This window comes from Achromobacter sp. Root170, assembly GCF_001428165.1.
Classification (GTDB): domain Bacteria; phylum Pseudomonadota; class Gammaproteobacteria; order Burkholderiales; family Burkholderiaceae_B; genus Achromobacter; species Achromobacter mucicolens.
In genome coordinates this window covers 73,940-96,753 of sequence record NZ_LMHN01000018.1, presented here as the reverse complement: position 1 = coordinate 96,753, position 22,814 = coordinate 73,940, and the positions used below count along the sequence as shown (strand labels likewise).

20 protein-coding genes are annotated in these 22,814 nt (G+C 64.7%); 3 read left to right on the top strand and 17 right to left on the bottom strand.

What is annotated here, in order from left to right:
• The 4 genes from ASD87_RS27685 to ASD87_RS23495 all read right to left on the bottom strand — a co-directional run bounded on the left by ASD87_RS27685 (position 1) and on the right by ASD87_RS23495 (position 5,487).
• Positions 1 to 645, bottom strand: a complete 645-nt coding sequence (locus ASD87_RS27685) for a glycosyltransferase (protein WP_369818590.1) — start codon at positions 643 to 645, stop codon at positions 1 to 3.
• 754 nt (positions 646 to 1,399) lie between these two features.
• Positions 1,400 to 3,286: a bifunctional 2-polyprenyl-6-hydroxyphenol methylase/3-demethylubiquinol 3-O-methyltransferase UbiG gene (locus tag ASD87_RS23505; protein ID WP_056327178.1), complete on the bottom strand. Its 1,887-nt coding sequence runs from the start codon at positions 3,284 to 3,286 to the stop codon at positions 1,400 to 1,402.
• A 31-nt stretch (positions 3,287 to 3,317) separates the two neighbouring features.
• Positions 3,318 to 4,706 carry an ABC transporter ATP-binding protein gene (locus tag ASD87_RS23500; RefSeq protein WP_056327176.1) on the bottom strand — a complete coding sequence of 463 codons (1,389 nt, stop codon included), beginning with the start codon at positions 4,704 to 4,706 and terminating at the stop codon, positions 3,318 to 3,320.
• The gene (locus tag ASD87_RS23495; protein ID WP_056327174.1) at positions 4,696 to 5,487 is read right to left on the bottom strand and encodes an ABC transporter permease; all 792 of its coding nucleotides are present in this window, start codon (positions 5,485 to 5,487) and stop codon (positions 4,696 to 4,698) included. Before ASD87_RS23495 ends, ASD87_RS23500 begins: the two co-directional genes overlap by 11 nt.
• Positions 5,488 to 5,994: 507 nt before the next feature.
• On the opposite strand from ASD87_RS23495, the gene ASD87_RS23490 reads away from it, so the two are divergent.
• From ASD87_RS23490 to ASD87_RS23480, 3 genes are all read left to right on the top strand, one after another.
• Entirely contained in the window at positions 5,995 to 6,564 is a 570-nt protein-coding gene (locus ASD87_RS23490; protein ID WP_056327172.1) for a carbon monoxide dehydrogenase subunit G, read from the top strand.
• Positions 6,565 to 6,663: 99 nt separating this feature from the next.
• Complete coding sequence (locus tag ASD87_RS23485) at positions 6,664 to 8,022, top strand: MFS transporter (protein WP_056327170.1); 1,359 nt, start codon at positions 6,664 to 6,666, stop codon at positions 8,020 to 8,022.
• A gap of 13 nt (positions 8,023 to 8,035) precedes the next feature.
• Entirely contained in the window at positions 8,036 to 8,911 is an 876-nt protein-coding gene (locus ASD87_RS23480; protein ID WP_056327168.1) for a DMT family transporter, read from the top strand.
• Between the two features lie 8 nt (positions 8,912 to 8,919).
• On the opposite strand, the gene rfbC is transcribed toward ASD87_RS23480, so the two are convergent.
• The 13 genes from rfbC to ASD87_RS23415 all read right to left on the bottom strand — a co-directional run bounded on the left by rfbC (position 8,920) and on the right by ASD87_RS23415 (position 22,793).
• Positions 8,920 to 9,471, bottom strand: a complete 552-nt coding sequence (gene rfbC, locus ASD87_RS23475) for a dTDP-4-dehydrorhamnose 3,5-epimerase (RefSeq protein ID WP_056327166.1) — start codon at positions 9,469 to 9,471, stop codon at positions 8,920 to 8,922.
• On the bottom strand, positions 9,471 to 10,364 hold the full coding sequence (rfbA, locus tag ASD87_RS23470) for a glucose-1-phosphate thymidylyltransferase RfbA (RefSeq protein ID WP_056327164.1): 894 nt from the start codon (positions 10,362 to 10,364) through the stop codon (positions 9,471 to 9,473). Before rfbA ends, rfbC begins: the two co-directional genes overlap by 1 nt.
• Positions 10,361 to 11,413, bottom strand: a complete 1,053-nt coding sequence (rfbB, locus tag ASD87_RS23465; protein WP_056327162.1) for a dTDP-glucose 4,6-dehydratase — start codon at positions 11,411 to 11,413, stop codon at positions 10,361 to 10,363. Before rfbB ends, rfbA begins: the two co-directional genes overlap by 4 nt.
• A gap of 71 nt (positions 11,414 to 11,484) precedes the next feature.
• Entirely contained in the window at positions 11,485 to 12,696 is a 1,212-nt protein-coding gene (clsB, locus tag ASD87_RS23460) for a cardiolipin synthase ClsB (RefSeq protein WP_056327161.1), read from the bottom strand.
• A complete protein-coding gene (locus ASD87_RS23455; protein WP_056327159.1) occupies positions 12,693 to 13,556 on the bottom strand; it encodes an endonuclease/exonuclease/phosphatase family protein in 864 nt (287 codons plus the stop codon). Before ASD87_RS23455 ends, clsB begins: the two co-directional genes overlap by 4 nt.
• A 246-nt stretch (positions 13,557 to 13,802) precedes the next feature.
• The gene (gene aspS / locus ASD87_RS23450; protein ID WP_056327158.1) at positions 13,803 to 15,590 is read right to left on the bottom strand and encodes an aspartate--tRNA ligase; all 1,788 of its coding nucleotides are present in this window, start codon (positions 15,588 to 15,590) and stop codon (positions 13,803 to 13,805) included.
• A 36-nt stretch (positions 15,591 to 15,626) separates the two neighbouring features.
• Entirely contained in the window at positions 15,627 to 16,292 is a 666-nt protein-coding gene (locus ASD87_RS23445; RefSeq protein ID WP_056327155.1) for a DUF502 domain-containing protein, read from the bottom strand.
• A gap of 16 nt (positions 16,293 to 16,308) precedes the next feature.
• On the bottom strand, positions 16,309 to 16,632 hold the full coding sequence (locus ASD87_RS23440) for an FmdB family zinc ribbon protein (protein ID WP_056327154.1): 324 nt from the start codon (positions 16,630 to 16,632) through the stop codon (positions 16,309 to 16,311).
• 205 nt (positions 16,633 to 16,837) lie between these two features.
• Positions 16,838 to 18,121 (bottom strand): putative Na+/H+ antiporter, encoded by a 1,284-nt coding sequence (locus tag ASD87_RS23435; RefSeq protein WP_056327152.1) that lies wholly within the window; start codon positions 18,119 to 18,121, stop codon positions 16,838 to 16,840.
• Positions 18,122 to 18,245: 124 nt separating this feature from the next.
• Positions 18,246 to 19,142, bottom strand: coding sequence for a hypothetical protein (locus ASD87_RS23430; RefSeq protein WP_056327150.1), 897 nt, complete (start codon positions 19,140 to 19,142; stop codon positions 18,246 to 18,248).
• Positions 19,139 to 21,064, bottom strand: a complete 1,926-nt coding sequence (locus ASD87_RS23425) for a StlD/DarB family beta-ketosynthase (protein WP_056327148.1) — start codon at positions 21,062 to 21,064, stop codon at positions 19,139 to 19,141. The genes ASD87_RS23430 and ASD87_RS23425 overlap by 4 nt, the downstream gene beginning before the upstream one ends.
• A gap of 35 nt (positions 21,065 to 21,099) precedes the next feature.
• The gene (locus tag ASD87_RS23420) at positions 21,100 to 22,008 is read right to left on the bottom strand and encodes a fatty acid desaturase (protein ID WP_056327146.1); all 909 of its coding nucleotides are present in this window, start codon (positions 22,006 to 22,008) and stop codon (positions 21,100 to 21,102) included.
• On the bottom strand, positions 22,008 to 22,793 hold the full coding sequence (locus tag ASD87_RS23415) for a sterol desaturase family protein (protein WP_056327145.1): 786 nt from the start codon (positions 22,791 to 22,793) through the stop codon (positions 22,008 to 22,010). Before ASD87_RS23415 ends, ASD87_RS23420 begins: the two co-directional genes overlap by 1 nt.
• Positions 22,794 to 22,814 lie beyond the last annotated feature (21 nt).

Below are 22,814 nucleotides of genomic sequence, written 5' to 3'. Positions count from 1 at the left end.
TCATTTTCCCGACTGCCTTCCGTGGATCACACGTTCGTAAACATCCACCATACGCTCGGCCTGCAAGCGTATGTCATAGTTTTGCTCGGCCAGCTGGCGCGATCTTGCGCCTCGTGCCAGCCGCTCCTGCGGATCGCCGATCAGCCGCTCCATCGCCGCCGCCAGCGCGGCCGAATCGCGGGACGGCACCGCCAGCCCCGCCTCCGGCGTGAACACGACCTCGGGCAAGGCGGTCCCTTCGAAGCAGATGGTGGGCTTGCCGCAAGCCATCGCCTCGACCGCCATCAACCCAAACGAATCGGCCAGCGACGGCATGAGGAACAGGTCAGTCGCACTATAGACGTCCTGCATCACGCTATCGTCATTCGTCCAGCCTAGTTCGACGACCTGAAACCTGTCCTTGAACTTCTCGATCCGGCCCTTGTCGTTGAGCGTCAAGAGGCAGATGGGCACATGCGTCTGCAAGCGGTCCAGCGCCTCGATCACATACTGCAGGCCCTTGAAATCGTTGACCACGGACCGGAAGCACAGCACCAGCCGATGCGGCTCGATGCCCAGGCGGGCCTTGGCCGCTGCCTGGTCATCGGGTTTGAAGAAATCCAGGTCCAGGCCAAACGGCACCTTGTGAACGGGCACGCCGTCCATCAGGGGCGACTGCCGGACCATGTTCTCCATCCAGCTCGAAGCCACCAGGATCTCGAAGTTCGAGCGCCGGTAGGCCATCCGCTTGAGCCGGAAGTTCAGCGCCGTCGTGTCGCGCTGGATCGCAAAATCGGTCTTCAGATCGGGGCACTGGCCGCAGCCCGTCTTCCATCGCTGGCACGAAAAAGGGTGAATGCAATGGCCGGTCATCGCCCACGGATCGTGCAGCGTCCACAGCGAGGGCTTCTCGGCGGTCATCGCCGGCAGCGACTGCATGCTCAGAAAACCCGAATGGATGATGTGGTAGTGAACCAGGTCCGCTTCGCGGAACGCTTCCATGCGGCGCATGTGCATGCCGTTGGAATACAGCTGCGATTGCAGCGACAGCACTTTCTCGGCGCCTCGCGTCAGCCGGTTGACCTTGCGCAGCAGCTTGCCGTGCAGGCTCACGACGCCTTCTTCCTGACGGTCCTGTTCCCACACGAAATGCTTGGACGAAACACCAAGCGCCTCGAGATGAGGCTTCAGGGAAAGCCCGTTGAAGCGGCGTCCCGGCGACTGGTATCCGTTAACTTGCAAAACTCTCATCGTGTGCCCGCCAATCCTCTTATGTCGAACCAGGCCTGTTGCGAACGCTGACCATGTACGTTTTTCATGGTTTCCCCTCCGCCTGGCGCTACATGGGATTTCATTCACTCTTGTAATGGCGACAACGCAACCATGCGCTACCGTCGTCGCCCCAAAAACCGCGTAAGGCTCAGGCGGACCGTCCAAACAACGCCCGGAACGCACGCCGCCACCGGGAGCCAGCTTCCGCAAGCGCCCTGCTTTGATACTGTTCCAGCGTCGTGCGCATGGCAGCGATCTCCGCGGCCTGCGTCTGGATCACCGCCTGCTGGTTCGCGTCATGCGCCTTGGCGTCTTCGAGCAGCGCGCGCATGTGCCGGCCGTCGATGCGCACCACCAGCTTGGCGGACTTGACGTAGCTGACCCACGGCGCGCCGATGCGGCCTTCAACGCCGCCGTTGATCCAGTGCTGCACGCTGGATTCCTGAGCGATGTATTTCTCGACATGGTCATCGGTGATGCCGATGCTCTGCATCCGCAACGACTCACGCAACAGTTCCAGGATTTCCAGCGGCGTGCCTTCGGCCGGCTGGGCGCAGCTGGAAACGCTGGCCAGACTGCCGAACAGGCCACGCAGGATCACGTAGGACAGCGTCAGGTCCGATTCGAGCTTCCATTCCTTGTCGAAGAAGGCCAGCTCGCCGGGCGCGACTTCCATGCAGTTCAAGGGGGTCCAGTCGAATAGGGCGCCGGGCACCGACTTGTCCAGAGACAGCGACACCGCCGGGCCCAGATCCGCCTCGCGGCAGATCGCGTCGATCCAGGGCCGCGCCCAGTTGCACACGTCCATCGCCGACCAGCCCGGCGTGTTCAGCACCTTGACCAGGCCCAGCCACCAGAGATTGCCCTTCAGATACGGGCCATCGTCGATCGAATGGCTTACCGGCAACGCCGGCGCGGCTTCCTGCGTCACGCGGTCCCGCGCCGTGCGGACTTCGCCGCCGTCCAGGTAAAAGCGCTTCGCGGTGGCAAACGCCGGGTGGCGCTCGACGCTGTAGTGCCAGGCAAGATCCTGCGCTTCGCGCAGCGCGGCCACGGCCCGCTCCGACTTGCCGGCAATGATCAGAAACGAGTTCGCCAGGTCTTCGGCCAGGCCGTTTTCGTGGATCGAGGCCCAGGCCTGCTCCAGCGAGAAAGCCGGCACGATCCAGTCGGGCCGGGCGCGGTCGCGGCCGACCGTGCCGGTCAACAGCGGACGGGCGGCAAACTGGCCCTTCGGATCCAGCCCCTTCGAGGTCAGGAGCGACACCGGCATGTGATAGTCCGGCAGCGGGAAATACACTTCCTGCGCGCTCAGTCCGACGGAACCCAGGATGCCCTTGAGCTCATCCAGCCCGAAACGGATGATGGTCTCGGGCCCGTACTGCCCTTCCACGCCGTAGTAGGGCACGTCCACGTTCGGCTCGGGAAAGCCCGAGAAATACTTCAGGCCCAGCTTGTTCTGGATGGCGATGACCAGAACGCCGTCGTCATTGAGCTGGCGCGCGGCATTGGCCAGCAGGTCCAGCTCGGCGCGGTCGCCGCAATGCGAAAAAAGCCGGGCGTACTGCAATACGCCGATCATCGTCACGACGTCGAATTTCTTTTCGGCGTTGAAATCTTCGATGCGGTCGCAGACGACGGTGACATTGTTCAAGTCCGCCGTCCGCTGGCGCGTGATCGAGGCGCGGTGAGCCGAGGCCTCCAGGGCCACGACATCGCCGCCCAGCTCGCCTAGATACCGCGTAATGATGCCGCAGCCGGATCCCAGTTCCAGCACGCGGCCCCGGCACAGCTTCTCGAGCGGGCGCAGGATGTTGGCGCGCACGGGCGACAGGTGGCAGGCGGACCGCCAGTCCCAGATGGCGCCCACCAATTCGCGGGAAAACAGCGAGCGATCCTTCGCGTCGGCGATGATGCGCTCGATCTGCTGTTCGAACTCGGCGCCATCGGTGTACGTGAATTCGGGAATACTGCCGTCCGTCTCCGGAAACAGCATTCCCTTGTGTTCTTTGTAATCCGTCGGAAGATTATGCATTTCAGTTCTCTATCCTGCCAGGCGTCGCCGATTACTCGGAAACGGCATCCAGCAAGATCCTGGGTTGAAATCCGATGTCGAAAAGGCCAGTAGCCGGACGCGGCTCGTCCGCCATCACGCGAAAAACAATCGCGTCGACAATACGATGATGCAATGAACCGTCTTCGCCCTGAGCGGCGAAGGTGCAAAAATACGTTGCTGGGTTCAGCGAGCATTCAAACTCGAATTCCAGGTCCAACGAGGTGCCGGCGGTGAAGTCGATGCCGTGTTCGTCCAGGATGGGGTGGGCGCAGCCCGCCAGATCGATACCCGACGTGGTGCGGATCAGCGCGTAGAACCGGACCGCGGGGCAATCCTCGGTGAACTGCACGCTGCACTTGAGCTTGTAGCGATGGCCGCGAAGAATGTGATTGACCTGCGCGCCGCCCAATGTCTGAAGCATGGGCGCGGACAGCTTGGCGCCCACTTCGTCGTAGGACAGCGTATCCGGCACGAAGCTCGCATCGAAGAACGGCTCCAGGCCGCCCGACGGGACCGAATCGGCGGCAGCGGCCGGCTTGGCTTCGTCGGCCGCCGGCTCGGCCAGACTGGCCGCGCTCTCGCCCTCGGCGTCGATCCGGCGGATTTCCGCGATCAGCTCGACGGCTTTATCGCTGGTGGTGTTGCCGAGCTTCTGGCCGAAATAGACGGCCCTCTTCGGAATACCGGTGAACAGGCGTTCGCCTGCATTGAGCAGCACCGCGCGGTCGCACAGATTGATAATGGCCGCGCCCGAATGCGAAACAAACAGAATCGTGGCGCCGCGATTCTTGATCGCGTCGATTCGCGCAAAACATTTGCGCTGGAAGGGTTCGTCGCCAACAGCCAGCGCTTCGTCGACGACGAGAATATCCGGATCCACGTTGATCGCAACAGCGAAAGCCAGGCGGGCATACATGCCGCTGGAATAATGTTTGACCGGCTGCTCGATAAACTGGCCAATATCGGCAAATGCCGCAATCTCATCAAAACGCGCCTCGATTTCGGGCTGACTCAAGCCCAAAACCATCGCATTTAGAAACACATTTTCGCGCCCGGTGAACTCGGGGTTGAATCCCGCGCCCAGTTCCAGCAGAGCGGCAACGCGGCCTTGCGTCTCCACGGTGCCCGAGGTCGGCATCAGCGTGCCGCAGATCATCTGCAGCAGGGTGGACTTGCCCGAGCCATTGCGGCCAATGATGCCCACAGTCTCGCCGCGGCCCACATTGAAGGACACGTCGCGCAATGCCCAGAACTCGCGGAAATAGTTGACCGGCGGCCGGCCAAGCATGCTGCGCAGACGGGGCGCGACAAACTGCTTCAGCCGGTCATGCGGCCGATCGTAGATCTGATAACACTTGCTCAGCCGATCTACGCGAATGACATTGCCATCAGAGGACATCAGCGAACCCCTTGCGCGCTTTCTGGAACCACCAAAAACCTGCCCACGCAATCACCATGCTGATGGCTGCATAAATACCAAGCGCGCCCCAATTCGGCAATTCACCGTAAAGCAGCACCTTGCGGGATTCTTCAATAATCAAGGTAAGGGGATTGAGCATCACAACCATCTGCACCTTGGGCGGCAGATTTGAAATCGGATAGAACACGGGAGAGACGAACAGCAGCACCGACATCAACAGGCCGATCGTCTGGCCGATGTCGCGCACATAAACACCCGTTGCCGACAGGAACCAGGCAAATCCCATGGTCACCATCAGCAGCGGCATCAGCACGACCGGGAAAAATATCGCCGTCCAGCTGATGGAGCCGCTGAGCACCAATTGAGCAATCAAGAGCACACACACGCTGATCGCCGCGTGAAAGAGCGCCGCGCCCATCGCCACCCACGGAAAGATCTCCAAGGGAAAGACGACCTTTTTCACGTAGGTCACGTTGCTGTGGATGAGGCCCGGCGCGCGGCTGATGCACTCGGAAAACAGCCCGTGAACGATCAGCCCCACGAACAGCACGACCGCGAAATTCGCGTGGCTGGCATCCTGGCTGACGCCCCAGCGAGCCTTAAACACTACGGTAAAGAAAAACGTGTATACAGTCAGCATGAGCAGCGGCGTAAAAAAAGACCACGCCAGCCCGAAGATCGAGCCGCGATAGCGGCCCAGGACTTCCCGCTTGCACATTTGAACCGCGAGCTTTCGATTGCTCCAGATGCTGTCGAACATCGCAGCCGGAGATACACGCTGTGCCTGATGAGGATTCACACTACCTATCCCACTTGACCGTCCCGCTTCTTACGAAATCCGGGGCGGACATAAAGTTATTGGAAATAATTGCATTACTGACGCCGCCAAAACCCGGGAGCGGCCATTCAGAGGCTGATTCATCAGGAAAAAAGCGCCGTAATATGCTGCCGACCTATCGCTTTAAAGCCCGGGCGTCCAAATTACAACCAGCAAATTATTCGCAACATTGGTTTTGCAAATTATTCAAAATGAACGGACGAAACCTCAGGGCGCAAGGTGCGCATACTAAGTTTTAGTGCAACTGAACATCATAACATGCTGAAAACGCAGGCCGAAGCGGATTTTCCGACGGTATTACTCATTCAGATCTACAAACAATAGTACGTCTCACTATTACTGAGACCTGGCACTGCCGCCGTCTCGTGGCTATTTTCTCCAGACCGGTCCACAATGGATTCACAACACTGTTGGAACAGGGAGACAGCCATGCGCATTGCCGATGCCCAATGGATTCCTTCGACGCAGCACCAGACCTGGGATGCGTTGACCGACCCGCGAGTGTTACAGAAGTGCATTCCGGGGTGTGTGGAAGTCGCCATGCGCAGTCCGACCGAATACGCGGTCACGCTGCGCGCCAAGATCGCCGGTATCGACACCGACTACGACGGCGAGATCCTGCTCTCCGATGTCAACGCCCCGAACAGCTGCACGCTGGTGTTCGAAGGCAAGGGGCGGGCCGCCTGCCTGGCGATCGGCACGGCCCAGGTCAACCTGACCACCAAGGACGAGGGCACCCGCGTGGCCTACACCGTTGCCGGCATGGCAGGCGGCAAGCTGGGCGAGTGCGGGGAAGGCGTGCTCCTGAAGGCCGCCGAGAAAATCGTCGACAAGTTCTTCACTGCCTTCATCGACCACATGGCGGCCCAGCCGCGTCTGGCGCCCCCGCCACCGCCGCCCGAGCCCGAACCGCGGGGCCTGTCCAATTCCCGCTGGTCCTGGATGCTGGTCGTATTGGTGATCGCCGTATTCTGGGGATACCACGCTTTTTACAAGTGATAACCCTAGGGTGCCGGTGATATCCTAGGCGGCATGACTCCGCCGCCGCCACCCGCTCAGCCAGCCACTGATCCCGCACGCTCAAGACGGGACTTGCTGATGGCGATGGCGGGGGTGTCGGCCACCGTGGTGCTTGCCGCCCTGGACTCCACCATCATCAGCACCACGCTGCCACGCGTGGCCGAGGCCCTGAACGGCATGGCGCTGTACGCCTGGGTCGGCACGGGCTATCTGCTTGCCACGGCGGCTTCCATCCTGATCTTTGGCCGGCTGGGCGACATGTTCGGCCGCAAGCCCTTGATGCTGGTGTCGGTGCTCATCATCGCGCTTGGCTCCATTGCCTGTGGCCTGGCGCAGTCCATGACGCAGCTGATCGTGTTCCGCACCCTGCAGGGGGTGGGCGGCGGCATGATGATCGCCACCGCCTTCGCCGCGCCGGCGGACCTGTTCCCCGACGCCAAGCAGCGGGTCAGATGGATGGCGCTGGTGTCCGCCGCTTTCGCCATGGCCAGCGGCATCGGTCCGGTGCTGGGCGGCGCGGCCACGCAGGCCCTGGGATGGCGCGCCGCGTTCTTCATCTCGCCCATCGCGGCCGCGGGCGCGTTTTTCCTCCTGGCGCGATATTTCCCGCGCATCCGGCCCATCCATGACGGCAGCCGCAAGATCGACTGGCTTGGCGCCATCCTGCTCGTGCTGGCCGTGGGCGCGCCGCTGGCCGCGCTGGAGCTTGCCTTTGCCAGCGGCGAACACGCGCACCCGATCCTCGGCCTGACGCTGGCGCTGGTCGGCGCCGCCGCCATCGCCATCCTGATTCCCACCGAGCGCCGCGTGAAGTCGCCCATCTTCCCGCTGCGCGTGCTCTCAGGTCGCGAACCCCGCCTGCTGAACGTGGCGGCGATGATGGTCGGTGCGGTGATGTTCATCCTGATCTTCTACAGCCCGTTGCTGCTGCAACAGGTGCTGGGCTATACGCCCAGTCAGGCGGGACTACTGCTGACGCCGCTGGTGGCCGCGATCTCGGTGGGCAGCATCATCAACGGCCGGATGTTTCCCAAGCAGACCGAACCGCAGCGCCTGATGGTGTTCGGCGGCGTCCTGCTCGCGGCCGGATCGCTGATGGTGCTGCTGATTTCGCCAGGCACGTCGGCGTGGTGGATTCTTGGCGCATTCTTCGTCAACGGCTGTGCACTGGGCTTTCTGCTGCCCAACCTGACGCTTTTCATGCAGATGCTCAGCGAGCGGCGCGACGTGGGCGTGGCCTCGGCGCTGGTGCAGACGACGCGCGCCATCGGCAGCGCGCTGGGCACCGCCGTGGTCGGCATCCTGATTTCCCACAGCACGGTGCTCTCGGGCGTGCGCACCGGCCTGATCCTGTGTATTGTCCTGTCCCTCACATGCGCGGTGCTGGCGCACCGGGTGAAAATGAGAAACCTGGTCACGAGCCGCAGCCACGGTTGATTCAGAGCTGAACATGCAACGCCGCGATCTGCAGGACCTGTTGATTCTAGCCGCCGTCTGGGGCGGCTCTTTTCTTTTCATGCGTGTCGCCGTGCCGGAGTTCGGGCCGGTGGCGCTCATCGAACTGCGCGTGGGACTGGCCGCGCTCTTTCTCCTGCCCGCCGCGATCTGGCGCAACAAGCTGCCCTTGATCGCGCGCCGCTGGAAAGCCATTCTCGTGGTCGGCACCTTGAATGCCGCGCTGCCCTTCCTGCTTTACGCGTACGCCGCCCAGTCATTGGGCGCGGGCTTTTTGTCCGTCGCCAACGCCGTGACGCCGGTGTGGGGCGCCGTGATCGGCTGGCTGTGGCTGAAAGACCGGTTGCCGTGGACGCGCTCGCTGGGACTGCTGATCGGTCTGTCCGGCATCGTGGTGCTGGTCTGGGACAAGCTCGACTTTCAATCCGGCGGCACGGGCTTTGCCGTGCTCGCCGCCGTCTCCGCGCCCGTCTTCTACGGCGTTGCCGCGAACTGGACGAAGCGTTTCCTGACAGGCGTGGACCCCTTGACCAGCGCAACGGGCAGCATGGTGTCGGCCGCATTGGTCCTGCTGCCCGCTGCCGTGGCCACCTGGCCGCAACAGCCGGTATCCTGGGAGGCCTGGGGCGCGACGGTCCTGCTTGCCGTCGTGTGCACCGGCGCCGCATACATCGTGTTCTTCCGGCTGATCGCCAACGTAGGCCCGACCGGCGCGGTCAGCGTCACGTTCCTGGTTCCCATCTTCGGGGTGGTCTGGGGCGCGTGGTTCCTGGACGAAGCCATCACCGCGCCCATCCTCGCGGGCGCCGGCATCATTCTTGTGGGCACCGCGCTGGCGCTTGGACTGGTCGGGATGAAGCGCCCCCGCTGAACGCCCGGTCAGGCCGGCGCCATCCGCGGCGCTTGCGCCAGGGCGAGGCCGCGGCGGTCGTTGTCGGACAATATCGGCTCGGCCTGCACCGGCCAGGCAATCGCAATCGCCGGGTCGTTCCACATCACGCATTGCTGATGCGCCGGCAGGTACGGCGCGGTCGTCTTGTAGACCACATTGGCGTATTCGGACAGCACCAGGAATCCGTGCGCAAAGCCTTCGGGCACCCAGAGCTGGCGCAGGTTCTCCGACGACAGGATCTCGCTCGTCCATTGGCCGAACGTGGGCGATCCTTCCCGCATATCGACCGCGACATCGAAGATCTCGCCTTCGGTGACGCGCACCAGCTTGCCCTGCGGTTGCAGCGTCTGATAATGCAGGCCGCGCAGGACATGGCGCCGCGAGTGCGACTGGTTGTCCTGCAGAAAGCGGACCGGCCGGCCGGCTGCCGCGTCAAAGACCGACTGCACATAGGTCTCGAGGAAATAGCCGCGGTCGTCCCGGTGCATCACGGGATCGATGCGCAGGACCTCGGGCAGGGACAAGGGAGTCACGCGCATCAATGAGGCAGCCGGGTAAGAAGGTTCATCAGGTACTGGCCATAGCCGCTTTTGACCAGCGGACGGGCCAGCGTTTCCAGTTGCGCCGCGTCGATCCAGCGCTTACGGAATGCGATCTCTTCAGGGCATGCCACCTTCAAGCCTTGGCGGCGTTCAAGCGTCGCAATGAACTGCGATGCATCGAGCAGGCTATCGTGCGTGCCCGTATCCAGCCACGCATGCCCTCGTCCCATGATTTCGACGTTGAGCGCCCCGAGTTCCAGGTACGCCTGATTCACGTCGGTGATTTCCAGCTCGTTGCGCGCGGACGGACGGATCTGGCGCGCCAGGTCGATCACCCGATTGTCGTAGAAATACAGTCCGGTCACCGCGTAGTTCGATTTGGGCGACGCGGGCTTTTCCTCGATACGCAGCGCGTTGCCGTGCGCGTCGAACTCGACCACGCCGTAGCGTTGCGGATCCTGGACATGATAGGCAAAGATGGTGGCGCCCGCCTGACGCGCCATGGCGCCGGCAAGCAGCTGGTGAAAATCGTGCCCGTAGAAAAGGTTGTCGCCCAGCACCAGCGCGCAGGGCGCCTGCCCGACGAAGTCCGCCCCGATCAAAAACGCCTGCGCCAGGCCTTCGGGCGCCGGCTGCACCGCGTATTCCAGCGACAGGCCCCATTGCCCGCCGTCGCCCAGCAACTGCCGGAACCGCGGCAGGTCGTCGGGGGTGGAGATGATCAGGATCTCGCGTATGCCGGCCAGCATCAGCGTGGTCAGCGGGTAATAGATCATGGGCTTGTCGTAGACGGGCATGAGCTGCTTGCTTACCGCCAGCGTCGCGGGATGCAGCCGCGTGCCCGACCCGCCCGCCAGGATGATCCCCTTGCGCGCGCCCGTTGCCGTCATGGCGCATCTCCTTCGGCCGGGCGCGCGTGCCCTGCCCCATCACGCAGCCACTGCGGATGATCCAGATACCACCGGACGGTCTTTTCCAGGCCCGAGGCAAACGTTTCGGCGGGCTGCCAACCCAACGCCTGCCGCGCCTTGTGCGCATCGATGGCGTAGCGGCGATCGTGGCCGGGCCGGTCGGCGACCAGCGCGATCAGGCCGCGGTACGCCCTGCCATCGGGCCGCGGCCGCAACACATCCAGCAAGGCGCACACCGCCTCCACGACCTGCAGCGTGGTGCGCTCGTTACCCGCGCCCAGGTTGTAGGTTTCGCCAGGCCGGCCGCGTTCCAGCACCCTGCGCAAGCCGTCGCAATGGTCGGCGACATACAGCCAGTCGCGCGCGTGCAGGCCATCTCCGTAAACGGGCAGTGGCTTGCCCGCCAGCGCGTGATGGATCATCAGGGGAATCAGCTTTTCGGGAAACTGCCGGGGGCCGAAATTGTTCGAACAGTGCGTCATGAGCACCGGCAGTCCGTAGGTCTGCGCCCACGCGCGCACCAGATGGTCCCCGCCCGCCTTGCTGGCGGCGTAGGGGTTGTTGGGCTGGTAGGGGCTGGTTTCGGTAAAGCCCGGATCGGACGGTGCCAGCGAGCCGTAGACCTCGTCCGTCGACACATGCAGGAACCGGAATGCATCGCGCGCGGCGCCGTCCAGTTCGCTCCAGAACGTGCGGGCGGCTTCCAGCAAACCGAACGTGCCGCCGACATTGGTCCTGACGAAATTGCCCGCGCCCGCGATTGAACGGTCGACGTGGGTTTCGGCGGCAAAATTGATGATGGCGCGCGGACGATGCTGGCGCAGCACCTCGGTCACCCGATGCGTGTCGGCGATGTCCGCCACGACCAGCACATGGCGCGCGTCGTGCGCCAGGCTGTCCAGATTGGCGCGGTTGCCGGCGTAGGTCAGCTTGTCCAGATTGACGACCGTCTCATCGCCAAGCGCCAGCCAATCCAGCACGAAGTTGGATCCGATGAACCCGGCGCCTCCGGTGACGAGAATGCTCATTGCGTTGTGCCTGATCGGAGGGCAGGCCTCCAAAGCGGGTAGTTTACTGCCGCGCCGGCGTGCGCCCGTGCTCAGTATTTGTCCGACGTTCCCGTGAACGCCACGCCGATCCGCAAGAGCGCATAGGACGCCGCGTCGATCCAACGCCGCACGAATCCCCGGCGCTGATAGTCCAGCGGCCGGATGAAGCGCCCGCCCTCGCGAATGGCGGTTTCCAGGCGTTCCTGCAGGTCCCACGCGAACGGCTGGCTGTCGACCACGACGTTGGCCTCGCGCGCCAGCAGCAGGCTGAAGGGGTCCAGGTTGGACGAGCCCACGGTGGCCACGTTGTCGATCACCGCGACCTTGGCGTGCAGGTAACCCGGCATGTACTCGTAGATCTCGATGCCGTCGCGCAGAAGCTTGTCGTACAGCGAACGCGTGGCGTGGTACTGCATCCGGTACTCGACCTTGCCCTGCAAGAGCAGACGCACCCGCACGCCGCGGGCCGCGGCCTTGGCCAGCGCGCGGCGAAAGCGCACGCCGGGAAAGAAATAGGCATTGGCGATCAGGATGTCGCGGCGCGCGCGCGAGATGCCGAACAGATAGGCGCGCTCGAACGTGCGCCGAAAGCGCAGGTTGTCGCGCAGCACCAGCGCGGCGCGCAGCATGCCGCCTGGCGGCGCGGGAACGTCGCGCGGCTTGAGCAGCTGCAGGCGATGCCAGTCGCGCGGATGGCGCCGCAGACGCGCCCAGTTCAGGCGCACCCACAAGAGTTCCTGCGCGTGGGCCGCCTGCGTGACCAGCGGGCCTTCGACCTGCACGGCGAAATCGAACCGCGGTCCCGTCAGGCCGTCGGTCGGATCCAGATCGTCGTAGTCGTCGATGACGTTGATCCCGCCGATGAACGCCATGCGGCCATCGATGATCGTGACCTTGCGATGCAGGCGCCGCAGGCGGCTGCGCGACGGCACGTACCGCGCAAACCAGCGCGGCTCAGGCCGGAAGATGCGGCACTGCGCGCCTGCATTGGTCAGCGCGACCCGCACGCGCTCGCCATGCAAGGCGCTGCCAAACCCATCCAGCACCACGCGCACCTTCACGCCACGGCGCGCGGCCGCCGCCAGGCACTCCAGCACCTTCGCGCCGGTGCGGTCGATCATGAAGATGTAGGTTTCCAAATGCACGCTCACGGTGGCGGCATCGATCGCCGCGCACAGCGCGGGAAAGAAGTCGGCGCCATTCTGGAGCAGACGGATATCGTTGCCCGGCACCCATTCCAGCCTGTCCTGCTCGTCCTTCACGGGAGTTCCAGCTCCGCGAGCAAGGGGGAGTGATCGGACAGCTTGGCCCACTCGCGGCCGCGCAGCACGCGGGCGCTGCGCACCGCGAAGCCGCGCTGGTAGATGCGGTCCAGGCGGAACCAGGGAAACACCGCCGGGAACGTTCGCGGCGGCGGCGCGAGCAACGAGCTTCCCCCCATGCCAAGCTGGTTGGTGCGCTCCATGACCGAGACGCCGCTATTGGGCAGTCCGCGCAAGGCGTTGGACAGCCGCTTGACCGAGTCGCGCAGGCGCGGCAGATCGCCGCCATGGCTGCGCGGGGCATGCGAGAACACTTCGTACAACCCGAGTTGCTGCACGAACATCGGCGCCAGCCTGTCGTTCCAGTCGTTGAAATCGCCGGCGATGAGGATGGGTTCGCCATCGGGCACCATGCGCTTGATGCGCTCGGTCAGCGCCAGGATCTGGCGGCTGCGGCTGCCGGCGAACAGGCCCAGATGCACCACGAAGCAATGCACGGCACGATCCCCGACCTCGACGCGCGCGTGCAGAAGTCCACGCTGTTCGAGACGGTGATCGGAAATGTCGAGATTTTCGTGGTCGATGATGGGATAGCGCGAGAGCAGCGCGTTGCCATGATCGGTGGCATGGCGCACGGCGTTGCGGCCGTAGGCCACATCCAGCCGCAAGGCCGCGGCAAGGGATTCGTGCTGCGCGTCGAGCAGCGACTTATGCTCGTTGCGGCCCTGGACCTCCTGCAGGAAGACCAGATCTGGGCGCAGGCCATACAGGCCCAGGCGAAGTTCATTCAGGGAGTCGCGCCGGCCTAGTGCCGAACGGCCCTTGTGTATGTTGTAGCTGACGACTCGGATGAGCGACATGGAAGCAATGGCGCCTTTCAAATCTTGGGAACTGCCGGCCGGGTCCCGGAAGGTCCTCTGGCCAGCCGCCGCCGTGGTTGGCGGCGTTAGCCAGATTACTCCATTTCAGCCGGCCGTCCCATCTTTGCGACGGCGCGAGCTCGGCACCGGTGTCTGACACCCCCGCGAGAGGCCCTTCAATCCGAGAGCCCCGCACCTGGGTGTCAGACACCCGCTTCCGAAGCGTCAAGGACGCTTCGGAAGTGGTTACGCCTTTTCGACGTTGCGCAGGCGGATGTGCAGCTCGCGCAGTTGCTTCTCGTCGACTTCCGAAGGCGCTTGCGTCAGCAGATCCTGGGCGCGCTGCGTCTTCGGGAAGGCGATCACGTCGCGGATCGATTCGGCGCCGGTCATCATGGTGACGATGCGGTCCAGGCCGAAGGCGATGCCGCCGTGCGGAGGCGCGCCGTACTGCAGCGCGTCCAGCAGGTAGCCGAACTTCTCGCGGGCTTCCTCGGCGCCGATCTTCAGCGCGCGGAACACCTTGCTCTGCACTTCCTCGCGGTGGATACGGACCGAGCCGCCACCGATTTCCCAGCCGTTCAGCACCATGTCGTAGGCCTTGGCGAACGCCTTGCTGGGATCGGATTCCAGGAAGTCTTCGTGGCCGTCCTTGGGGCTGGTGAACGGGTGGTGGGCGGCGGTGTAGCGGCCGTCTTCCTCGTCATATTCGAACATCGGGAAGTCGACCACCCACAGCGGCTTCCAGCCGGCCGTGAACAGACCCGTCTTCTTGCCGAATTCGCTGTGGCCGATCTTCACGCGCAGCGCGCCGATGGCGTCGTTGACGACCTTCTCGCGGTCCGCGCCAAAGAAGATGATGTCGCCGTCCTGGGCGCCGGTGCGCTTGACCAGTTCAGCCAGCGCGGCGTCGTGCAGGTTCTTGACGATGGGCGATTGCAGGCCGTCGCGGCCCTTGGCCACTTCGTTGACCTTGATGTAGGCCAGGCCCTTGGCGCCGTAGATGCCGACGAACTGCGTGTAGGCGTCGATCTCGCTGCGCGACATTTCGGCGCCGCCCGGCACGCGCAGGGCGACCACACGGCTGCCGGGCGCCGTGGCGGCGGCGGCAAACACCTTGAAGTCCACGTCGCGCATCACGTCGGTGATGTCGGTGAACTCGAGTTGCACGCGCAGATCGGGCTTGTCCGAGCCGTAGCGGCGCATCGCTTCGGTCCACGGCATGATCGGGAACGGCGACGGCAGGTCGACGCCCTGCACCACCTTGAACACGTGGCGGATCAGGTTCTCGAAGATCTCGCGGATTTCGATCTCGTTCAGGAACGAGGTTTCGCAATCGATCTGGGTGAATTCCGGCTGACGGTCAGCGCGCAGGTCTTCGTCGCGGAAGCACTTGGTGATCTGGTAGTAACGGTCAAAGCCCGACACCATCAGCATCTGCTTGAACAGCTGCGGCGACTGCGGCAGCGCGAAGAAGTGGCCGGCGTTCACACGCGAGGGCACCAGGTAATCGCGCGCACCTTCGGGCGTGCTCTTGGCCAGCATCGGGGTTTCGATGTCGATGAAGCCCAGCTCGTCCAGGAACTTGCGGGTTTCGATGGACACGCGGTAGCGCAGCATCAGGTTGCGCTGCATCTGCGGGCGGCGCAGGTCCAGCACGCGGTGCGTGAGGCGGGTGGTTTCCGACAGGTTGTCGTCGTCCAGCTGGAACGGCGGCGTGACCGACGCGTTCAGGATCTCGACTTCCTTGCAGAGCACTTCGACTTCGCCGGAGGCCAGTTCGGCGTTGGCCGTGCCCGCCGGACGCTCGCGCACCAGGCCGGTGACGCGGATGCAGAATTCATTGCGCAGGCGCTCGGCGGTGGCGAAAGCGGCGTTGTCCGGATCGAACACGATCTGCGCCAGGCCCGCGCGGTCGCGCAGGTCGATGAAGATGACCCCGCCGTGGTCGCGGCGGCGGTTCACCCAGCCGTACAGGGTGACGGTCTGGCCGAGATGGTCACGGCAAACCTGGCCGGTGTAGCAGGTACGCATGCGGGATGACTCCGTTTTGTGCTTGGTGTGTAAGGGTTACGAATCGGCGCGGGGTGCGTCCTGCACGCCCGGCGCCGGAGCGAGCGTAGCCGGCCGGACCACGGGCGTTGCCGCCGGGGCCGGGGCGACAACGCCCATGGAAACGATGTACTTCAAGGCCGCGTCCACGCTCATCTGAAGGTCGATCACCTCGGCGCGAGGCATCATCAGGAAAAAGCCGGACGTGGGGTTGGGCGTCGTCGGCACATACACGCTGATGTGGTCGCCAGGCAGGCTGTCGGCCACTTCACCGCTGGGCGTGCCGGTGACGAAAGCAATGGTCCAGGCCCCCGCGCGCGGATACTGCACCAGCACCGCGCGGCGAAACGCCTGTCCGTTGGGGGCAAGCACGGTATCGCTGACCTGCTTGACCGAGTTGTAGATGGAGCGCACGAGCGGGATGCGGCCCAGCAGGCTTTCCCACTGGTCCACCATCGTGCGGCCGATCAGGTTGGCGGCGAACACGCCCGTCAGAAGCACCACCGCGATCACCAGGACGAAGCGGAAACCGGGAATGTCCAGGCCGAACAGCGATTCGGAGGACAGAAAGCCAGGCACGAACCCTTCCAGGGTGGCGACCAGCAGCCCCAGTACCCACACCGTGATGACCAGGGGAACCCAGATCAACAGCCCGGTGATGAAGTACTTCTTGATGACGCGCATTCGCATCGCGAGCGCTCTAGGAAGCGGCGCTGCCGGCAGCAGGCGCCGCCGGGGCGGGCGTGGCTGCCGGCGCCGCGGCAGGCGCGGCGGCGGATGCGGCGCTTTCAGCCGGGGCTGACGCGCCCGCGGGCGCTGCGCCCTGGCTGCCGCCGCTGCCGTTGCCACGGAAGTCCGTGACATACCAGCCGGAGCCCTTGAGCTGGAATCCAGCCGCGGTCACCTGCTTGGAAAACGTGCTTTGACCGCATTCGGGGCATTCCGAAAGCGGCGCGTCAGAGATCTTCTGCAAGACGTCTTTGGCATGGCCGCAGGCGCTGCACTTGTAGGCATAGATGGGCATCGAGGACTCCCAGGCGAAAAGCCGGGCATATCAAAATCGGCCTGCCGCCGCGCGCGGGCGCGGGGCGCGGACGCTGGGCCAGGCTAGAAAAATACGGGAAAGTCTTGAATTTTAGCGGTTTTTCATAAAGCGTCGGAGTCCGGCCCGGCGTGCAGGCCCCGGGCCGCGCCCGTGGGGCAGACCGCCCGGGCAGGCGGGCGGCTCGCTACACGGGCAGCAGGAACATCAAGGCCGCCACCAGGGTCGGCCCCAGGGCGCACAGGAACAGGCGCCCGGACGAGATGCTGCCGTCCGGGAAATGGTTCTTCAGGATCGCGAAGCCGGCCGGGTTCGGCGCATTGGCGATCACCGTCAGCCCGCCGCCCGTGACCGCGCCGGCCACCAGCATGTAACGCCAGGCCTCGCTGGTGCCCTCCACCAGCGAACCCAGATAGGTCAGCGCCGCGTTGTCGGTAATGGCCGTGAGCGCGGTCGCGCCCCAGAACAGGACGAAAGGCTCCAGCCCTCCCAAGAGGTCCTGCAGCCACCATTTCTGCAGTCCGCCCAGCACCACGAGTCCGGCCAGGAAGAAGCCCACCATCAGGCCCTCCTTGATCATCAGGCGGTCCTGGTGGCGCTTGTAGGCCTCGGAGAACCCGATGAACATCATCAACAGGCCCAGGAAAATGGCCGGATGATGCGCAGTCAGCACGATGGCGATGAGGAACACCAGGTGCACCGCGATCACGATGGCCGGCACCGGCGCGCGCTTGCCCGCGCCATCCGGCGCATCGACGCCGCCACGCGTGCCCACCGCGCCTTCCAGCAGCGCCTTGCGGCAGATGAACGTCAGCAGCCCCGCATTGAGGCAGACCGCCAGCGCCGCGCGCCAGCCGAAGTGCTGGAGCATGAACGCCGAATCCCAGCCGAACGTGCCCGCCACCATCAGGACGGGCGGCGCCGCGTAGGACGTCAGCACGCCGCCGATGGACACGTTCACGAACAGCACGCCAAGCGTCAGGTACTTGAAACCGGCCCGGCCGCTGCTGCGGAAGTAGGCGTCGCGCAGCAGGATCGCGGCCAGCGTCATCGCGGCCGGTTCGGTGATGAACGAGCCGCCCAGCGGCACCATGGCCATCACGACGAAGAAGGTGGACAGCTCGCGCGGCATGGGCAGGGCTCGCGCGACGATGCGCACCAGCAGCCCCACCATCTCAAGAATCGGCCGGCTGGCCGCCACGACCATGATGACGAAGACGAACAGCGGCTCCGTGAAGTTGCGCGTGTCCATGTAGTCGATGGCGGTCGCCGGCCCGGCCAGCGCGGCCATGGTCACGATCAGCGCGAACGCCCAGACGCCGAAGACGGCCTCGACCTCGGAGAACAGATGCCAGAAGCCCGCGTGCGGCCCCCCTCGATGCGCGAGCCGCGCGAAGAAGGGAACCGAGAAAGTATGGAGGACCGCCACGGCGAACAGGATGGTGGCGATGACCTCTAGCGTCTGAGGCATTTGCGGCATTTCCTAGGGTGCCGGGCGGCTACTGGCGCCGCCGGGCTTGTAAGACAAGCGTCGCAATATAGCCCAGCGCCCGGCCCGTGTAACGCAGGGTCAACACTGATCCCTGCCGCCTTTTCTACGCGATCGGGGCCGGCGGCTCGGCGCCCGCCTGCGCCGCCTTCATCTCCATCAGCAGGCTGTGCAGCATTTCCGTGGACAGCCCGTGCAGCACCAGCCGGTAGCCCGCGCGCAGCGTGGACATCGGCACCAGCGGATGGTTGTTGTTGACCAGGATGAGGTGCTGCGGGGCCCCCAGCAGCTTGGCCGCATAGATGCCCACGGTCTCATCAAGCTGAAGCGAATTGGCCGCGCGCCAGAAATCGTTGTCGGTCAGCAAAAGCTGGTAAAGCGGTGTGAACAGCTCGATGGCGCTTTGCAGGTCCAGGAAGTTCAGCTTGCCCTGCGGCATGTCCTCCAGCCGGATCGGCGGATCGCGCAGCATCGAATAATCCACCGTCTGCGGGGCATGCATCTCCACGCCCGCGTCGCGCAGCGCCTGGTTCAGCCGGATGACGAAGTTAAAGAGGTTCAGGTCGTGCTTGACGAACAGGTCGTCCTTCAGATCGTCGATCGTCATCGGCTCGAGCGGCGTCGTGCTGATGGGCACCGGCGAGTTCGCGGCGATGAACGACAGCGCCTGCGCCCCCAGATGGAAGTGCCGCAAAATCAGCCAGTTCGCCTCGGGCGACACGAACCGCTTCAAGCCCCAGGCCAGGATGCGGTGCAGCAGCCGAGAATGCGACCAGCGGCGCGGCAGGAACGTCTTGACGATCTGGATCAGGATGATGAAGGCGCGCGCGATCGGCCGCAGGAACGGCAGCAGGTATTGCCGCGACGCGCAGCTGGAATCCGTCAGCCACGCTTTCTTGACCTTGTCCGGCAGCGGCGTGCTGCGATCCAGGTAAAGGGCCAGCCAGGGGCTGGGGTCTGCCGGATCGTGTTCCCGGGCAAGGAATTCGGGTTCCTTCTTCATGCCGCATCCGCCTCCATCACATGATGAAACTGCATCAGGTAAAGCGCCGCCGTGCGGCGCGCGGTGTCGACGATGCGCTGTTCGGCGCGCCCATCCTCGTCGCAATCGAGCGCCAGTTCCACCGCCGACAGCCACCGCGCCAGATGGTGCTCATCGTTGTGGCCGTGGTACTCCAGGAAGCGGAAGGCGTCAGGCGGCAATTTCAGGCTGGCCTTGAGCAGCGGCAAGAGCGCAGGCACGATGCGTTGCCCCGTGCCTTCGATGATGTAGATCGCACCCAACAGGCCGATGGGGTCGCGCGTGGCGGCCAGGCTGTGCAGATAGGCATTCAGCGCTTCGCCGCCCGGATTGCGGCGCAAGGCGTCGATGATGTCCACCGCGCCGCCGGCGTTGCGATAGTCCTGGAACAGGATCTGGAAGTCGTTCTGCTCCTCGCCCGCGTGCATGTCGATCAGCGCGGCCAGCGGCGCGTATTGCTCGGTCAGCGACGCGGCGCCCTCGCGCATCCACTTACTGCCTTCGCGCACCTGCGGAATCCAGTTCTCCATCCACGCCAGGTAGTCCGCGGTCTGGAACTGCCGGTTGCGCAGACGCCGGATCACCGGCGTGCGCCATACGCGCGAGCGGTAGTCGTGCCAGATCGCCGCCAGCTCGGTCAACAGTTGTCCCAGGCCCTGCGGCGCCATGTCGGGATCATGCGGCGGCGCGATCGCGTCGGCATCGGCGGACCCGGCATCCTCGCGCGCGGCCGCGGCGGGTGCACCGGCAGCCACTGCGGGCGTTGCGTGCACCGCTTCGGCTTCCAGCAGCATGTAGGCCGCCATGAAGCGCCCGGATTCGGGGATGTAGCAGAAGATCTGCTCGCCCGGCTTGACCTCGCGCGTCTCCAGGAACTCGGCCAGCATGATCATGATGGATGCCGCGCCCGTGTTGCCGCGCCACGCCAGATTGCTGAACCAGCGCTCGCGCGGGATCACCAGCCCGGCCTTCTCCATCAGGTCTTCCACAACGGGAATGAATTTCTCGGACGAGTAATGGCACAGGAAATGATCGACCTGGTCCGGATCCACCCATCCGTCGCGCACCAGCTTGGCGTACTCGTGGATGCCGATGTCGAACAGATGCGGCAAAAGGCGGATGTCCTGGCGCAGCGACAGCGCACCGTCGGTTTCAGCCCCGTTCCACGAGGGGTAGTCCAGATGCCCCTTGCTCCGGTCGGCGGACAGCCCGAGCTGCATGCAGACGGGATAGTCGCCCGAGAACGAGCGCTGATGCACCCACTTCAGGCGCAACCGCACGCCCTGCGAGGCGCCGGGCAACGGCCGTCCGCTGTTGCCCAGCAATACCGCACCGGCCCCGTCCGACAGCATCCAGCGCAGAAAGTGCGCGTCGAAGTCGGCGTCGTAGCCGCGCGCGGCAAAGCGCGAGCGCTTGAACAGGCGCGACGGCAATTCGCTGGCGACCGCCAGCGCGCTGGCATGCGCGCCCAGTTCCACGCCTTGCGCGGCCGCCTGGATCGCCGACACACCCGCGGCGCAGATGCCATGCACCGACAGCGTTTCCATGGGCGGCGCGGCCAGCTCGCCCTGGATCATGTTGGAAAACCCCGGCATCAGCGCATCGCCCCCGGACGAACCGCTGGCCAGCATCGATATGGCCGACAGGTCGGTGTCGTGGCGCCGCAGGCAATCGCGGATGGCGTTGGCCGCCAGCTGCGCATTGGAAAACACGGTCGCGCCCTCGGGGTCGATGGCGTAGTAGCGCTGCTTGATGCCGTTCTCGGCCAGGATGCGGGTCTTGATCCGGCTGGACATGCGGTTCAGCGGGGCGATGTAGTCATCCATGGCCTCGTTGGACACGGGCTCGCCCGGCATGAAATAACCGGCGCTCTCCAGGTAGACACGATGAAACGCAATGGGCATGACGGATCTCTGGTTGAAAAAGGGGGAGTGCGGCGCTAGCGGACGTGCTCGGGCGCCATGCAGGAACGGCTGCGAAACCTGGGGACGAAGGCGCCCAGCACGAACACGCGGAACATGTAGGGCGCAAGGCCGCGCTCGTTCAATTCGGCGCGCACGCGGCCGCGGTAGTGGTCGCGATGCAGGCGGGTCAGTTCGGACCAGTGCGCGCGCGGGTGCTCGTGGTGCGCAGTGTGCAGGCCGATGTTAAAGAGCAGCGGATTGACCAGCCCCTCGAAATTGCGTGCATAGTTCAGGCCCGCCACCTGCCGCGGTCCGCCGTCCGCGTGCGCGTGCTGCAGATAGTTGGTGGCCAGCAGCCAATGCAGGCCGTGAAGCTGCGGCACGATCACGAACACGAGCGCCTTGGCAGGATTTACGGCGATGAGACCGGCCCACAGGCCCAGCCACGCGCCGTACTGCGCCATGCAATAGCGCCAGGCGCCCGGCCAATGCCGGCGCAACCGGCCCAGCCACGCAAAGAACAACGGATACAGCACCCAGGCCGCCTGCACCGGATGGATGAGGTAGCCCCACAGATGGTTGGTATCGCCGCCAAACCGATAGGTGCGCGCCACATCATGCGCGCCGTGCTTGAAGCGGTGGTGATTGGCGACGTGGGCCGGGTAGAACACGAACGTCGGATGGCCCTGCAGCAACGTGATCCAGAAATCGGTGATGCGGTTGGCGCGGCGGCCGCGCCACATCCTCAAGTGCGTGTGATTGTGATGGATGACGCCGATGCCCAGCGTCAGGAACAGCATCAGCGCGTAGGCCGGCCACCAGAACCCGTGGAACCACTGCCAGCCCGCAAGCAGGGGCAGCGCGGCCAGGTAGGCCAGGCTCTGCCAATCGCGCCGATTGCGCAGCGCGGGCAGCGTGCGCCGCGGGCCCAAACTTGGCGCCACTATGCGGAGCCTCGCAGGCCCGCGCCGGACTCGCGCTGGCGGTGGGCCTGCAACTGGCGCTCGGCGGCGTCCGCCCCCAGCCGCGTGCGGAACAGGCGATCCATGAAGGTGAACTGGAAGCCGTAGTTGCCGTTGTAGCAGGCATGGTGCAGATGGTGCCGCCGGCTGGCGGCAAACCAGTGCGCGTACGACACCTTGGGAAAGAAATCGTAGTTGGCGTGGCCGATGCAATTGAAGAACAGGCTGAACAGCGGCACCGACAGCAGCGACCAGAAGCTGAAATCATGCACCACCATCGGCAAGAGGATCACGTTGCCCAGCATCAGCGCCTCGATGGGATGAAAGCTGTAGGTCGAGAACGGCGTGGTCACGACCGAGCGGTGGTGCGGCAGGTGAAAGCGGCGCAGCAGCCGCGTATGCAGCAGCCGGTGGTTGATCCAGAAATGCACGTCGTTCCAGGCCACGAGCGCCAGGATTTCCAGCACGATCTGCTGCCAGCTCGCGTCCGGGTCCAGGCGCGCCCAACCCAGTTGCAAAAGGCCCCACGGAAAGATCATGCCGGTGCCGAACAGCAGGATCGACAGACCCGACTGCGCCAGTTCGCGCCGCAGCTGTCCCGGCGCCAGGGGCCGCGGATCGAGCGGCCGGCCCAGGCCAAGGGCCGGCAGGATGTGCCGCGTCAGCAGCCAAGTGGCCGCGCCAAAGACCAGGTAGATGCCGCCGAAAAAGAGCAGCCCCGCCAGCATGACCTGCCAGGCGGACAAGGCTTCAAAAGCTTGGCCCATGAAGGTTTTGTTTCACCCCGA

Bases quoted from the DNA above. Each gene is read 5' to 3' on its own strand.
- ASD87_RS23485 (WP_056327170.1), top strand. From the start codon at position 6,664: ATGGCGATGGCGGGGGTGTCGGCCACCGTGGTGCTTGCCGCCCTGGAC.
- ASD87_RS27685 (WP_369818590.1), bottom strand. From the start codon at position 645: ATGGACGGCGTGCCCGTTCACAAGGTGCCGTTTGGCCTGGACCTGGAT.
- ASD87_RS23455 (WP_056327159.1), bottom strand. From the start codon at position 13,556: ATGTCGCTCATCCGAGTCGTCAGCTACAACATACACAAGGGCCGTTCG.
- ASD87_RS23425 (WP_056327148.1), bottom strand. From the start codon at position 21,064: ATGCCCATTGCGTTTCATCGTGTCTACCTGGAGAGCGCCGGTTATTTC.
- ASD87_RS23445 (WP_056327155.1), bottom strand. From the start codon at position 16,292: ATGCGCGTCATCAAGAAGTACTTCATCACCGGGCTGTTGATCTGGGTT.
- ASD87_RS23440 (WP_056327154.1), bottom strand. From the start codon at position 16,632: ATGCCCATCTATGCCTACAAGTGCAGCGCCTGCGGCCATGCCAAAGAC.
- rfbB (WP_056327162.1), bottom strand. From the start codon at position 11,413: ATGAGCATTCTCGTCACCGGAGGCGCCGGGTTCATCGGATCCAACTTC.
- ASD87_RS23495 (WP_056327174.1), bottom strand. From the start codon at position 5,487: ATGTTCGACAGCATCTGGAGCAATCGAAAGCTCGCGGTTCAAATGTGC.
- ASD87_RS23480 (WP_056327168.1), top strand. From the start codon at position 8,036: ATGCAACGCCGCGATCTGCAGGACCTGTTGATTCTAGCCGCCGTCTGG.
- ASD87_RS23415 (WP_056327145.1), bottom strand. From the start codon at position 22,793: ATGGGCCAAGCTTTTGAAGCCTTGTCCGCCTGGCAGGTCATGCTGGCG.
- aspS (WP_056327158.1), bottom strand. From the start codon at position 15,590: ATGCGTACCTGCTACACCGGCCAGGTTTGCCGTGACCATCTCGGCCAG.
- ASD87_RS23500 (WP_056327176.1), bottom strand. From the start codon at position 4,706: ATGTCCTCTGATGGCAATGTCATTCGCGTAGATCGGCTGAGCAAGTGT.
- ASD87_RS23430 (WP_056327150.1), bottom strand. From the start codon at position 19,142: ATGAAGAAGGAACCCGAATTCCTTGCCCGGGAACACGATCCGGCAGAC.
- ASD87_RS23435 (WP_056327152.1), bottom strand. From the start codon at position 18,121: ATGCCTCAGACGCTAGAGGTCATCGCCACCATCCTGTTCGCCGTGGCG.
- rfbA (WP_056327164.1), bottom strand. From the start codon at position 10,364: ATGACGGCAACGGGCGCGCGCAAGGGGATCATCCTGGCGGGCGGGTCG.
- ASD87_RS23490 (WP_056327172.1), top strand. From the start codon at position 5,995: ATGCGCATTGCCGATGCCCAATGGATTCCTTCGACGCAGCACCAGACC.
- rfbC (WP_056327166.1), bottom strand. From the start codon at position 9,471: ATGCGCGTGACTCCCTTGTCCCTGCCCGAGGTCCTGCGCATCGATCCC.
- ASD87_RS23505 (WP_056327178.1), bottom strand. From the start codon at position 3,286: ATGCATAATCTTCCGACGGATTACAAAGAACACAAGGGAATGCTGTTT.